Below are 14,124 nucleotides of genomic sequence, written 5' to 3' on the forward strand. Positions count from 1 at the left end.
CCTCTTCCGCTGCAGCGATGGGCCCAGCGGGCAGTTTGCGCGGCAGGTCTTTTTTTCCGTTACGCTATTTTGTTTTTCTCCTATCGGCGTATGATGCGCCCGTGCCCATCCTTCACCCCGAACGATATTCATGATACTATACCCCTGCCGCCTTCGTGCGGGCCTGCCGGATATGACCTCTACGGCTTTTCTGGCGATTGCTTTTCTGACCGGTATTGCCGGTGCGCTCCAGTTGCCCGCGCCCAGTCTGTTTTTATCCCAGGAAGCCCAGGCGCGGCCGTTTATGGTGGGTCTGTTTTATACCGGCAGCGCCATTATCGGTATTTTCGTCAGCCAGTTTCTGGCCGCTCGCTCCGACAAACAGGGCGATCGCGAACTTTTGATTTTCAAATGCTGTCTGCTCGGTCTGGGCGTACTGCTTACCAGCTTTGGCTCAACCGCCAACTCGCAACTGTTCGCCCTGGCGCGCGAGCATGCCGATCATACCGGCCGTGAAGCGGCCATGTTCAGTTCGGTGCTGCGGGCGCAGGTTTCGCTGGCGTGGGTCATCGGTCCCCCGTTGGCGTTCGCGCTGGCGCTGGGATTCGGCTTCAAGATGATGTATTTGATGGCCGGCGTGACGCTCTTGCTCTGCGGTGCTTTGGTCTGGCTGATGTTGCCCTCTATGCGCAAATCCCGGCGTCAGGCCCGGTCGGTGTTGGAAGCGCGCGCCGCAACCGTCACGATACGCTGTTGTTGTTTGCCGCTTGTACCTTGATGTGGCCCTGCAGTTGCATGTACCTCATTAATATGCCGCTGTATATCCTGCACGAATTGCATCTGCCGGAGAAAACCGCCGGGGTGATGACGGGTACCGCCGCCGAGCTAGAAATCCCCACTATGCTGCTGGCCAGCTGGTTAAGTAACCGATGGGGGAAACGGCAGTTGATGCGCCCGGCGGTGGCCGCCGGGGCGCTGTTTTATCTCGGGATGCTGCTGATGCACGATCCTACGGCGCTGTTGATGCTGTAGTGGCTGAACGCCGTATTCATCGGGATTTTAGCCGGCATCGGCATGATCTATTTTCAGGATTTGATACCCGGTCAAACCGGGGCCGCCACGACCTTGTTCACCAATAGCGGCCGGGCTGGGCTGGATTATCGCCAGCTCGCTGGCCGGGCTGGTGTCGATAATCGAGCAATTCCACGGCGTATTTTCCCTGTCGCCGCTCATGATTGCCGGCGCCGGATATTGCATGTGACGCATTCGTGATGTAGATTCGCCGCAGCCCCGCGACACACTGTGCCCCCTCTTCCCGACGACAACGGCAAGGTGTCGCCCTGATCCCGATATACACTACAGGCCCTTGTTAAGGGCTAGAGCTAATAAAATAAAGCGCGGTATGGCGATAAATTACAACGGTAAATTATTGCTGGTTAAAGACATCAACACCCAAAGCCGGAGCGCGCGTGGCGCCAGCACGCTGCATAAAATGTGTTTTGCCGATGTGCGTACCGGTTTAAAGGTTGAGGAACGCTTTAAAGGCGACGATATCCTCGATACTATCACCCTCACCCGGTGTTCGGTGACGTTTTCTTACGTGGACGGCGATGAATACATCTTCATGTATAATGAGGATTACACGCCGTACATCATCAAAAAAGATCAGATTGAAGACGAGCTGCTGTTTATCCCCGAGGGCGGTATTCCCGGCATGCAGGTGCTGAGGATGGACAGTGCAGTGCTGGCGCTGGAACTGCCGCAGACCATGGATCTGAATATTGTCGACACCACCCCGGGTATCAAAGGGGCTTCCGCCAGCGCGCGTACCAAACCCGCGACTCTGTCGACCGGTCTGGTGACCCAGGTACTCGAATACCTCAGCAGCGGCGAGCGTATCCGCATTCACGTGGCGGAACGCCGCTATGTGGGACGCGCCGACTCGACTAATCCACCGGCCCGCTTCACCGATGCCGCTCGGTCAGCGGGCGCGGTTCGGTGAAGCGGGCCCTCTCAACTTAGCGCGCTCTCCTGCGCCCGCCGGAACAGGGCGCATCCGGCAAACCCCTAACATCCTCGCGTTTTCTATGTCGGTGCCGCGCGCGGACGGCCGGTTAGCCGCCCCCCCCCACGTGCTTATCCTGGCAAAAAAAGCGGTTTTCTGCCGCCTAGCTTACAGCATTAACTTTTCATGTTTACTCTTTTAACAAAAAAAACACTTTCGCCTCGGTCACGCCGTCACCGGGCGCAGACTCCCCTTGATAGAGGACAAACCATGCCAACCCTCGCCTCACGGCCGCTACCGGAACACGTGCAGCAGCCGGGTTACGATCACCGTTGCCTTGTCAGCCGTATTATGCATATTGGTTTTGGTGCGTTCCACCGCGCCCACCAGGGCGTCATAACCGACCGGGTGCTCAATCATCACGGCGGCGACTGGAGAGTATGCGCGGGTGATAGGCGCCGTAGGCGACTCGCTGATCGTCGCCGCCGAACAGGGTATTGATGCGCTGCTGGCTAAGCCTGCCGAGCCGCAGGCCGCCATCGTATCGCTGACCATCACCGAAAAAGGCTACTGCATCGAACCGGGCAGCGGCCAACTCGATCCCACCCATTCGGGCATAGTGGCCGATTTGGCGGCGTCGCACACGCCGGCCACGGTGCCCAGCATTCTGGCGGAAGCGCTTAATCTGCGCCATCAACGCGGTTTGGCGCCGTTTGAAGAAATGAAGCTGCGGATGCTCAATGGCAGCCATTCGTTCCTCGTCTGGCTGGGCCATCATCTGGCCGGTTACGCTCATATCAGCGACTGCATGAACGACGCCACACTGCGCGCCGCGGTCGAGAAGCTGATGCTTGACGAACAAGCTCCCTCCCTGCAGTCCATTGAGGGAGTGGACACCGGGGGGGACTACGCCCGACAATTGCTGGCGCGTTTCGCTAACCCCGCGCTGATACATCGCACCTAGCAAATCGCGACGGACAGTACGCAAAAACTGCCGGAGCGTATCCTCGATCCGCTGCGCTGGCATTTACGACAGGGCCGCCCTGCGCCGCTGCTGACGCTGGCGGTCGCGGGCTGAATGCGTTACGCCGGCGGCATTGACGAGCGGGGACAACCTATCGTTATCCGCTACACGGCACGCTTTCGGAGATTGCCGCCCGGTATGAAGAGGAACCGGCGCGCGTGCGGGCATGGCCTGCCCTTTGCAACGTTTTCGGTCAGGATCTGCCGGAAAACCCGGCGTCCGTCGCCGCGGTCACCGAGGCCTATCGATCGCCGATGCAGCACGGTGCGCTTGGCAACGGTAGCCGAATTAATTAACGACTAAAGCGGAACCGCCATGCCGACTTAAACCACTCTGGTAACCAGTTTTCTCTGTAGTAGAAAAACGACCACCTTACGCCATTTTCTCAGTCAGAAACCCGCCGATGAGAAGTGGGCTATCCTGCTGAACGAATTCGGCGAAATCGGGGTCGACGGCGCCCTGCTCACCGATAGCAGCGCGCTGCCAAAAGAGATCCCCGGCGGCTGCATGTGCTGCGTTAATGGTTTGCCGCTGCAAATCGGCCTCAACACTTTGCTAACGCGGAACCGGCCCGATAAATTATCGATAGAGCCTACCAACCTGGGTCATCCCGCGCAAATCCTTGCGCTGCTCGCCTCCGATACCTATCGCACCTGGCTACAACTGCGGGCGACGCTGTGCCTGCTTGACGCGCGGCAGCTTAGCCAACCACGTTATCGCGACAACGAAAATTTCTGCGATCAGTTGGCCGCGGCCGATATCGTCATTGCCAACAAACAGGAAACCTACGCTGACACTGACCGGCAGTCATTGGCGGCATGGTGGCGCGCCAGCGCAGACGGCCGCGAGCTCTTCACTGTCAGCCATGGGCAGCTGCCGCTAGCGCTGTTGGATCGCCCGCGGGCAAATCTGCGACCGCAGGCCCCCGGCGCCGGGTATCAGCATCAGCATGCCGCGGCCCCCCCTCCGGCCTGGCCGCGCTCCGCCTGCCGGACAATCAAGGCTGGCGCCGCGCGCTGAATCAGGGGCAAGGCTATCATGCCTGCGGCTGGATATTTGATGACGCAACGCGATTTGATACGCTGGGACTGCTGGAACGGGTGCGTCTGGCGCCGGTAGAACGCATTAAAGGGGTGCTGTGGATTCGCGAAGGCACCTTACGGATAAACCGCCAGGGGCATTACCTGCACACGGAAACGCTGCCTCAGTCACCGGCGGATAGCCGAATAGAGCTTATCCACCCGCAGGCCGCAGACTGGAATCACTTTCAGAGCAAATTGTTGAATTTTTATTTAAATTATCTCACTTATATTTAAACGTTTTTAATCTTTCATCTTAAGGGTTTTCCATGTCTCGCCTCCCCACCATGGCGATGCTGAGCTTACTCGGCGTGGCGTTGTTCATTTCATGGTACCTGCCCGCACATCATGGTATCTGGTTCACGCTCGACAGCCGCATCTACCACGTGATTAATTATCAGTCGGTACGCCATCCGCAGTTTACCGATTTTCTGGCTGTTACCAACAACCGCATCTTTGATCTCGGCTCCTTGCTGGCGATGAGGGCCCTGTACCTGCGCTACTTCCTGCGCACCGATGCCGCCGGCCGTCACCGCATGCTGGCGATCGGCCTGGCCCTTATCATCACCACCCTGGTGCTTAACCAGCTTGGCCATCTGGTGCCGGTGTCGCGTGTCAGCCCGTCGCGCTATTTTAAAGCAACGCCCGGCGTCGTCAGCATTGCCGAGTTGACCCATATTCCCACCAAAGAGTTCTCAAGCGACAGCTTCCCGGGCGATCACGGCATGCTGTTGATGATTTTCGCCGCCTTTATGCTGCACTATTTTGGCCGCCGGGCTTTCCTGCAGGCCGTGTTGATTCTCCTGTTCTTCTCGACGCTGCGGATCCTGATAAGCGCCACTGGTTTACCGACGTCGCCGTCGGCTCATTGTCCATCGTTCTGGTGGGTTTGGGGCTGTGGTTGCCCGGCGGCGGTCACGATGCGCTGGTGAGTTGGTTTGAGCGCCACCTGCCGCGCGCGATGTTGTTTAACCGGCGTCAGCAGCCGCACGGATAAAGAAAATACTATCCTCCGCTTTCCCGGCGTGACACGCCAGGAAAGCGGTGTACTCCATCCCTGCCCTTATCTCGATGCCCAATTAGGCGCTTTTGGCCTGTACCGGCGCCGATTTCGTTACCACAGCTGATTATTTGCGCAAAAATCATCTGTGCCGATTGACAAATAATTACATCATTAAATGTTATAAGTTTACGTTTAAAAAACCTCGCTTTCCTTTATTTATTACGGTAACCCCGAATTCGCTCGACGTCCGGTCCGTTAATTTTCTTATCCTTAAAGCGATTGTGTGAGTAATACCATACACTTGATGAACGAAATCTGTTCAATTAGGATACCCGCTCAACCCTAATTGGTTTGGCATTTTATAACAACATTGCCTCTAAAGACTTCAAGGGATAACACGAATAATGGTCAAATCTCAGCCTATCTTGAGATATGTTCCGCGGCTCATCCCCGCAGTGGCGGTTGCTGCCATGCTCTCCGCCTGCAGTACTTCTCATAGCCCGAAACAAACCGCTGACATGCGTGCAGTAAACGATTCAAATCATTTTTTACTGCAAGCCTCTCAGGACGAATTTGAAGAAATGGTTCGTAATGCGGATATTAAATCCAAAATTATGGATCAATACGCCGACTGGAAAGGCGTGCGTTACCGCCTCGGCGGCAGTACCAAGCACGGAATTGATTGCTCCGGCTTCGTACAAATGACATTCCGTGAGCAATTTGGCCTTGACCTGCCGCGCTCTACGCTGGATCAATGGGAAATAGGCTTTAGAATTCAACGCACTAAGCTGCGTCCGGGCGACCTGGTGCTGTTTTGCGCCGGCTCAACGGGCCGCCATGTAGGCATTTATCTGGGTAACAATCAATTTGTTCATGCTTCTACCAGCAGTGGCGTGATGATTTCCAATCTGAATGAAAGCTACTGGAAATCCCGCTACCGTGAAGCCCGGCGGGTGTTGCCCAACGAAGTATAAAGTTAAATTGGTTATTAATTGAACGTCCGCATTGCCCAATGAGAGATCGAAAAAGCCGCCGCAAGCGGCTTTTTTTATTGTTCATTAACACTGCAATAATTAATAGCTGCGTAAATTACTTAAACAAAAACTTACAAATTAATTACTGACTGTTAATTAATTATTACTTTTCTCATTCGCATGAGCGCCAGCCTGTGATTTAATTGTTTTATCATTATTGCCAAACATCTATCATTAGACCAGCACATACCGTGATTAAAGCAGCAAGTTATTCGCCGCTATGGCAACATTATCGGCCACAGGCAACAGGATAATTCGCCTGATTTTTGCCGCGGCAGGCTGACAAAAATGCCGCGTTATTCCATCGAACCAGAATAATTACCATGCCGAACAGGCGCGCCGACGGACACGTTAAGGGGAGTTCCGGAGTCTATAGCGGCGGTGCGCGCCGCAGTGCGTGGCAGGACTATCAAGCGACCCGTAACCGTAAGCAGCTCAAGGCAGGTTCATCTCTCGGGACAGGCGATGGTACCGATTTCAATCGGAATAGCCCCAAAAAAAACAGTTTTGCCTGTCAACCCCCACAGACGGCGGTGCCGGCCTGACCCCGTGGCGGCAGATGCCGCTCCAGCCACTGCAGGGACGTAAAGCTCTCAGCGGCCACGGCAGCAGGCGCCGATTGCCGGTAGCGATCGTTAAAAATCTCCAGCGACCAGACGCCTTGGTATCCCGCTTGCTGCGCGGCGGCGGCAATCTCCGTCACCGCCAATGTACCTCTGCCGGAAAAACAGCGATGATGGCGGCTCCATTTATCTACCGGCATAGCCGGATAAGGACGGGCGGCCGCATCCGCCATTTGTATAAAGTAAAGCTTTGTCGGCCGGGATGGCCATTATCTCCTGTGCCCCCTCCCCCTACGCCAGGACGTGAAAACTGTCCAGCATGATACCCAGATGCGGGTGATTGACGGCGCGTACGCGGTCCCACGCCTGACTTAGACGATTGACATACGTGCCCCACAGGCCAGCGCTTCTAAGGCCACTGCGTAATCATGTTGCTGCGCCAGATCAGCCAGACACCCAAGATCTTCTATCTGCGCCTGCGGTTCGGGCGACGTTGCCGCATCGGTCCCGCTACAGGCCAGTAACAGCCGACAGCCGAGCTGGTTCATCTGCTCCAGCATTCGTTGCGCGTTTTCGTTTACGTTGACGCGGTGCGTCGACGTAATCACGCAGAGGTTGCACCACCACCACGTCCAGATCCAAGGCCTCCGTCAAGCGGCGGATGTCCCTCGCGCTTCCGGGGAAAGTCTGTAAATCGTCGGCAAAAATCTCGACGGCTGCAAAGCCCGCACGGGCAATGGCCTCCAGTCTTTCCGGCAGCGTGCCCGATAACGCCACAGTGGCGATGGCTTTGCGCATCATCCTTCTCCTGCTATCCCGTCTCAGGCGGGGAACATCATTGATTGTTTGAACAATTATGGTAAAAAACCATTATAGTCCTCAATAGCATCGCTAATTAATCTGTCCATTCCCGCCGGCGATGCATAACGATGCAGAAGCATAAGCTGATGTTTCCACGTTTTTGGCGGGCGCTATTTTTCAACGTTATTTTCCCGTGCGCCCGAGGCGAACCCTTGCATGACGGCTATGCTTTCGCGCTGTTAGGCGAACGGCGCTACCCGCCTGACTTCACCCATTTTGACTATGTTAATCCGGCTGCGCCCAAGGGTGGCGGCATGACCATGGCCGCCATCGGTACCTTCGACAATTTCAACCGTTACGCCTCGCGCGGGATGCCGGCGGCGCGTACGGAACAGCTTTATTACAGCCTGTATGTCACCTCCGATGACGAAGTGGGCAGCTATTATCCGCTCGTCGCCGAAACGGCCCGTCATCCCGCCAATTATGCCTGGGCGGAAATCACGCTCAATTCACGGGCCCGCTACCATAATCATCAACCGGTTACCGCCGCCGACGTCGCGTTCACTTTCAATAAGTTCATGACCGAGGGCGTCCCCCAGTTCCGGGTGTTCTATAAAGGGGTGAAGGTGAAGGCTATCTCGCGGCTAACGGTCCGCTACGAATTCCCCGAGCCAAACAAAGATGCGTTATTAGGGCTTCTCACGCTGCCGATACTTCCGGAGAACTTTTGGTCGCAGCATAAACTGAGCGATCCCCTCACTTTCCCCCCTCCCACCAGGGGCCCCTATCGCATCACCGCCTGGCGCGCGGGCCAATCCGTGACGTATAGCCGGGTGAAAGATTATTGGGCGGCGGCCCCGCTGCCGGTTAATGTCGGGCGCTACAACTTTGATACCCTGCGCTATAATTATTATCTCGATGATAATGTCGCTATGGAAGCTTTCAAAGCCGAGGCTTTCAATCTGCGAATTAAAGGCTCACTCAAAAAATGGGCGACCCAGTACCGCGGCGGTAACTTCGACCGCGGTTTTATCCCTCATCGCGAAGTGGCCAACAACGCGCCGGTGGGGACACCTTGGCTGAGCTTTAACATTCAGCGGCCGCTGTTTGCCGACCGTCGCGTCCGCGAGGCGCTGTCGCGGGCGTTCGATTTTGAATGGATGAGCAAGGCGCTGTTTTATAATGGCTATCAGCGCGTTAACAGTTACTTTATGAACACCGACTATGCCGCGCGCGCTTATCCGGATGCCGCCGAGCTGACGCTACTGGCGCCGCTGAAAAAACAGGTGCCGCCGGAGGTCTTTAGCGCGATTTACCAGCCGCCGGTGTCCGACGGTAGCGGCTACGACCGCCGCAACCTACTCAAGGCGCTGGCGTTGCTAAAACAAGCCGGCTGGACGCTGCCCAACCAGCGCCTGGTCGACGCCCAGGGCAAACCGTTCAGCTTTGAATTGTTGGTGATGAGCGGCGGCAATAATTAATACATATTGCCTTTTCAACACAGCCTGTCCCGCCTCGCCATCACCATGACGGTATGCGAAGTGGACAGCGCCCAATTTATTAACCGCCTGTAAACGGGATTTCGATATGATCTCCTCCACCTACGGCGCGTACGCCTTTCCCAGTAGCGATCTGCAAATCATTTGGGGTTCGGTGTATGTGGAGTCCAGCTATAACCATCCCGGGGTAAAAAACCCCGCGATCGACTTGTTGATTAACCAAATCGTGCGCCATCAGGGTGATAAAGCGGCGTTACTGCCACTAGGAAGGGCTTTGGACCGCGTGTTAACCTGGAATTATTTTATGATCCTGCTGTGGTATTCGCATCAGATCTGCCTGGCCTACTGGGACAAATTCGCCATGCCCGCCCAGCGCCCCGCGCATGATCTGGGTTTCGACGGCTGGTGGTATGATGTCAATAAGGCGGCGCAGCTGCCCGCCCAGCGGCGCTGACGAGGAGAGGTCGCTTGACGTCTTATTTACTAAAACGCCTGCTGTTAATTATCCCCACGCTGTGGGCCATTTATCACTCTCAACTTCTTTATCGTGCAAATTGCGCCCGGCGGGCCGGTGGATCAGGCGATAGCCGCCATTGAGCTGGGACAAACGGCCGGCTTCGGCGGCAGCCACGGCAGCAATCCCCTGTCGCGCAATCAGACCCTGCACGGTGGCCAACTGGGGAATAATCAATATCGCGGCGCGCGGGGGCTGAATCTGGAGGTGATTGCCGAAATAACCCGCCGCTACGGTTTCGATAAGCCGCTGCACGGACGTTACTTCACGTTGTTATGGCAATATGTCCGCTTTGACTTCGGCGACAGTTTGTTTCGCGGCGCCTCGGTGAGGCAGCTTATCAAAGACAGCCTGCCGGTTTCGGTCTCCCTGGGGGTATGGAGTACGCTGATTATCTATCTGGTGTCGATTCCGCTCGGCATCAAAAAGGCGGTACGCAACGGCAGCACCTTCGATACCTGGAGGAGCTTGCTCATCATCATCGGCTAGGCTATTCCGGCGTTTTTATTCGCCGTCCTGCTTATCGTGCTGTTCGCCGGCGGCAGCTATCTGGACTGGTTCCCGCTACGCGGTCTGGTGTCCGGTGATTTCGACGCCCTGCCCTGGTATGGCAAGATAGCCGATTATTTCTGGCACTTTACCCTGCCGGTACTGGTGATGGTGATTGGCGCTTTTGCCATCTTAACCATGCTCACCAAAAACGCGTTTCTCGACGAGATCCGCAAACAGTATGTTATCACCGCACGCGCCAAGGGACTCAAGGAAGGCGCCATCCTTTATCGCCATGTTTTTCGCAACGCCATGCTGCTAGTTATCGCGGGTTTTCCCGCCACCTTTATCAGCATGTTTTTTACCGGTTCGTTGCTCATTGAAGTGATGTCTTCCCTTAACGGCCTGGGGCTGCTGGGCTATGACGCCACGCTGTCGCGCGATTACTCCGTCATGTTCGGTATGCTGTACATCTTCACGCTCATCGGTCTGCTGTTGAATATCATTAGCGATATTACCTATACTCTGGTCGATCCCAGAATTGATTTCGGGAAGCGCCATTGAAATCGTTGTCTCCGGTGAAGCAGGCGCGCTGGGCGCGCTTTTGCCACAATAGCCGCGCCTATTGGTCGCTGTGGTTGTTTATGTTGCTGTTCGCGTTCAGTTTGTGTTCAGAGCTTATCGCCAACGACAGAGCGCTGCTGGAGCGGTATCAGGGTCAGTTCTATCTGCGTTATTGCATGATTACAGCGAGGCTGCCTTTGGCGGCCCGCTGTAATGCAGCGGCTTGAGGAGCAAGGTTGGGCGCTGTGGGCGCTAGTGCTTTTCAACTATCGCACCATTAATTACGCCTCAGCCTCGCCGTTCTCGGCCCCGCCCGAGGCGGGGAATTGGCTCGGTACCAACAGCAACGGCCGCGATGTCCTGGCCAATCTCCTGTATGGCTTCCGGCTGTCGATGCTGTTCGGGCTGGCGTTAACGTTTTTGTCGAGCCTTATCGGCATCGTTGGTCGGCGCCACTCAGGGTTATTACGGCGGGCGTCTGGATTTGTGGGGCCAGCGCTTTGTTGAGGTCTGGTCCGGTATGCCGACGCTGTTTCTGATCATTTTACTTTCAAGCGTAGTGCCGCCTAATTTCTGGTGGCTGCTGGGCATTATCGTCCTCTTTGGTTGGATGAGCCTGGTCGGCGTCGTGCGGGCGGAGTTTCTGCGCACCCGCAATTTCGACTATATCTGCGCCGCGCAGGCAATGGGCGTCAGCGATCGGCACATTATGCTGCGCCATATGCTACCTAACGCCATCGTCGCAACGCTAACCTTTCTGCCGTTTATATTGTGCGGCTCGATAACCACGCTTACCTCGTTGGACTTCCTCGGCTTCGGCCCGCCGCTCAGCTCTCCCTCGCTGGGAAATCTGCTCTTGGAAGGCAAAAACAATTTGCAGGCGCCTTGGCTTGGTATTACCGCATTTATCACACTGGCGCTGGTGCTGTCGTTATTAATTTTTATCGGCGAAGCGGTGCGCGACGCTTTCGATCCGAGAAAGGCGTATTAATATAAACCGCACGCCGTTATTGGCTATCAATCACTTGAGAGTGGCGTTCCGCCAGGGGACGTCGGTGCACCGGGTCGTCGATGATGTGTTGCTCACGCTGCACGCAGGCGAAACGCTGGCGCTGGTGGGCGAATCGGGCTCCGGCAACAGCGCCACTGGGTTGTCGGTCCTGCGCCTGCTGCCCGCGCCGCCGGTTGAGTACCCGGGTGGGGAAATCCGGTTTAACGGACAAAGTTTGCTTGACGCCGATGAGGCGGCCTTGAAGCGTATTCGCGGCAATGATATCGCGATGATTTTCCAAGAGCCGATGTGTCGTCGCTTAACCCGCTGCACACACTGGAGAAGCAACTCAGCGAAGTTCTGCTGCTGCATCGCGGTATGGGGGGAAAGCCGCCCGCGCCGAGGCGCTAGCGAGCCTTGAGCGGGTCGGCATTCATCACCCCGCCAGCCACTTGCAGGACTATCCGCATCAGTTGTCCGGCGGCGAACGTCAGTGGGTCATAATCGCGATGGCGTTGTTAACGCGGCCAAAACTGTTGATAGCAGATGAACCGACGACCGCCCTCGATGTGACGGTCCAGGCGCAGATCCTGCAATTGCTAGCGGATCTGCGCCTGGAATTGGACATGGCGCTGCTGTTTATTACCCACGACACTGAATAGTGTTCGCCAAATGGCGGATCGGGTGGCGGTGATGCAAAACGGGCGCTGCGTGGAAACCAATACTTGCCAAACCCTGTTCAGCGCGCCGGCGCATCCCTATACACGCAGCGATTACTGGCCACCGAACCGTCCGGCCAGCCCCCCCGGCGATAGCGCAGGATGCCGCCCCCTGCTGCGGCTAACCAATCTGGGCGTCAGCTATGGCGGCGCCGGGCGGATATTCACACGGCGTCAGGCGCCAAAAACTGCTCTGAGCGGTCTTGACTTTACGCTGCGCCGCGGCGAAAGTCTGGGTTTGGTGGGGGAATCCGGCTCCGGGAAAAGCACCACCGCGCTGGCGCTGCAGCGGCTCATCGCCAGCGAGGGCGAAATCTGGTTTGAGCTATGCCCCTGCATCAGTTTGACCGCTGGCAAATGCTGCCGCTGCGCCGGCGCATCCAGGTCGTGTTTCAAGATCCCTACTTCGGCGTTGAATCCACGCTTATCCATGGCGGAAATTGTCGCAGAAAGTCTGCAGGCGCACCAGAAGCTCAGTGCGCACGCGGTGGAGCAGCGGGTGGTTGCCGCGCTGGAGGAGGTCAAACTGGATGCCGCCAGTCGCCATCGCTATCGCTATCCAGGGGAATTTTCCGGCGGACAGCGCCAGCTTATCGCCATCGCTCGCGCGTTGATTTTGCAGCCCGAGTTGGTGATCCTCGATGAGCCAACATCCTCTCTGGATCGATCGGTACAGGCCCAGATCCTGTCGTTACTGCAAGAGCTGCAACAAAAACATCGCTTGACCTATATCTTTATTAGTCATGATTTACAGGTGATACGAGCAATGTGCCATCAGGTGGTGGTGCTGCGCCAGGGACAGGTCGTAGAACAAGGCAGCGCCGAGGCCGTGTTCCGCACGCCGCAAACGCCATATACGCGGGAATTGATGACGGCGGGACGTCAATTCGCCCCGGAGCGTTAGCGGGAAGCGAAAGCAGGATTCACTGGCGCGGTATGGCGAGGAAAGCAGCCCCCCGTGCGCACAAGCGTGGCGGGAAGCAACAGGCGGCCGCGCACGGCCGTTGACGGGCTAGAGAGATAATCTTAGGCGATGTGCGGTGCGCCGGCGGGTTCAGCGACCGCCACGCCTATATTCTTGATGCGGCACAAACCGGCGCATTCATCTTCACGGTGTAAAAACAGGCAGGGCTTGCCGTCGCACTCCACGATCGAGCAGCTGACGTCCATTTCTGCCAAGGTGCGGGCGAGCTCACGCATCACCTGCCAGGCGGTATCATCGCCGTGACTCAGCAGCGTCAACCCGATCAAGACATTATCGTCATGGCGGGCTTCAATAACCGATTCTACCTTGACCCCGGTATAGCCTTGCAGGCAGCGGTATTGATGCGGTAACCGGTGTACCACGGATAAGTGTAAATTCATCACTGCCTCTCCCTAGAAGCGCCATAACCGTAGTGGTCAACTAAAACTGGCCACCGCGTTAGGGTTTTTCCAGTATCTATTTTCTGATTTGTTTAGTGGCAACCCACCGTTATATTTATGCGGCCTGAGTGCGCTGTAATATCCCACGATATAGTCGGTAATTTTATGAGCTACTTCGCTGAAGCTGTTGTAACCCTTTGTCGGCACCCATTCTGTCTTCAGGCTGCGGAAGAACCGCTCCATCGGACTGTTATCCCAACAGTTACCACACCGACTCATGCTTTGTTTAATCCGGTAACGCCATAGCAACTGTCGGAACTACCTGCTCGTATAGTGACTACCCTGATCGCTGTGGAACATCACTCCGCCTGGTTTACCACGCGTTTCCCATGCCATTTCCAGTGCTTTGATGGTCAGTCTACTGCCCGGGGAGAACGACATAGCCCAGCTCACCGGTTTCCTCGCGAACAGATCAAGAACAACCGCAAGGTATGC

General features: G+C 56.3%; 8 protein-coding genes and 8 pseudogenes. 12 read left to right on the forward strand and 4 right to left on the reverse strand.

Annotated elements, in window-relative coordinates; all coding sequences use genetic code 11:
- Positions 1-130: 130 nt before the first annotated feature.
- The 6 genes and pseudogenes from ACTBDU_RS05120 to mepS all read left to right on the forward strand — a co-directional run bounded on the left by ACTBDU_RS05120 (position 131) and on the right by mepS (position 6,064).
- Positions 131-1,240 (forward strand): annotated as a pseudogene (locus tag ACTBDU_RS05120) (MFS transporter).
- A gap of 105 nt (positions 1,241-1,345) precedes the next feature.
- A complete protein-coding gene (gene yeiP / locus ACTBDU_RS05125) occupies positions 1,346-1,981 on the forward strand; it encodes an elongation factor P-like protein YeiP (protein ID WP_438805753.1) in 636 nt (211 codons plus the stop codon).
- A gap of 273 nt (positions 1,982-2,254) precedes the next feature.
- Positions 2,255-3,304, forward strand: a pseudogene (locus ACTBDU_RS05130) (hypothetical protein).
- Positions 3,305-3,341: 37 nt separating this feature from the next.
- Positions 3,342-4,324: pseudogene (locus ACTBDU_RS05135) on the forward strand (CobW family GTP-binding protein).
- A 32-nt stretch (positions 4,325-4,356) separates the two neighbouring features.
- A pseudogene (locus ACTBDU_RS05140) lies at positions 4,357-5,084 on the forward strand (phosphatase PAP2 family protein).
- A gap of 410 nt (positions 5,085-5,494) precedes the next feature.
- Positions 5,495-6,064, forward strand: a complete 570-nt coding sequence (mepS, locus tag ACTBDU_RS05145) for a bifunctional murein DD-endopeptidase/murein LD-carboxypeptidase (protein ID WP_438805754.1) — start codon at positions 5,495-5,497, stop codon at positions 6,062-6,064.
- 574 nt (positions 6,065-6,638) lie between these two features.
- Here mepS and ACTBDU_RS05150 read toward each other — a convergent pair.
- Positions 6,639-6,920 carry a hypothetical protein gene (locus ACTBDU_RS05150; RefSeq protein WP_438805755.1) on the reverse strand — a complete coding sequence of 94 codons (282 nt, stop codon included), beginning with the start codon at positions 6,918-6,920 and terminating at the stop codon, positions 6,639-6,641.
- Between the two features lie 277 nt (positions 6,921-7,197).
- Positions 7,198-7,488, reverse strand: coding sequence for a hypothetical protein (locus tag ACTBDU_RS05155; RefSeq protein WP_438805756.1), 291 nt, complete (start codon positions 7,486-7,488; stop codon positions 7,198-7,200).
- Positions 7,489-7,634: 146 nt separating this feature from the next.
- On the opposite strand from ACTBDU_RS05155, the pseudogene ACTBDU_RS05160 reads away from it, so the two are divergent.
- The 6 genes and pseudogenes from ACTBDU_RS05160 (at position 7,635) to ACTBDU_RS05185 (ending at position 13,168) form a co-directional block, all read left to right on the forward strand.
- Positions 7,635-9,441, forward strand: a pseudogene (locus ACTBDU_RS05160) (extracellular solute-binding protein).
- Between the two features lie 14 nt (positions 9,442-9,455).
- Positions 9,456-10,554, forward strand: a pseudogene (gene yejB / locus ACTBDU_RS05165) (microcin C ABC transporter permease YejB).
- Positions 10,551-11,545: pseudogene (locus ACTBDU_RS05170) on the forward strand (ABC transporter permease). The pseudogenes yejB and ACTBDU_RS05170 overlap by 4 nt, the downstream one beginning before the upstream one ends.
- Before the next feature lie 19 nt (positions 11,546-11,564).
- Positions 11,565-11,966, forward strand: a complete 402-nt coding sequence (locus tag ACTBDU_RS05175; protein WP_438805757.1) for an ATP-binding cassette domain-containing protein — start codon at positions 11,565-11,567, stop codon at positions 11,964-11,966.
- Positions 11,967-11,976: 10 nt separating this feature from the next.
- The gene (locus ACTBDU_RS05180; protein ID WP_438805762.1) at positions 11,977-12,207 is read left to right on the forward strand and encodes an ATP-binding cassette domain-containing protein; all 231 of its coding nucleotides are present in this window, start codon (positions 11,977-11,979) and stop codon (positions 12,205-12,207) included.
- A 10-nt stretch (positions 12,208-12,217) separates the two neighbouring features.
- On the forward strand, positions 12,218-13,168 hold the full coding sequence (locus ACTBDU_RS05185) for an ATP-binding cassette domain-containing protein (protein ID WP_438805758.1): 951 nt from the start codon (positions 12,218-12,220) through the stop codon (positions 13,166-13,168).
- A gap of 122 nt (positions 13,169-13,290) precedes the next feature.
- Here ACTBDU_RS05185 and ACTBDU_RS05190 read toward each other — a convergent pair whose 3' ends face one another.
- Complete coding sequence (locus ACTBDU_RS05190; RefSeq protein ID WP_438805759.1) at positions 13,291-13,629, reverse strand: YejG family protein; 339 nt, start codon at positions 13,627-13,629, stop codon at positions 13,291-13,293.
- Positions 13,630-13,665: 36 nt separating this feature from the next.
- A pseudogene (locus tag ACTBDU_RS05195) lies at positions 13,666-14,124 on the reverse strand (IS3 family transposase); the annotation flags it as partial.

Origin of the sequence: Sodalis sp. (in: enterobacteria) (assembly GCF_051710625.1) — a bacterium.
In the GTDB taxonomy this organism is placed as follows: domain Bacteria; phylum Pseudomonadota; class Gammaproteobacteria; order Enterobacterales; family Enterobacteriaceae; genus JBPESN01.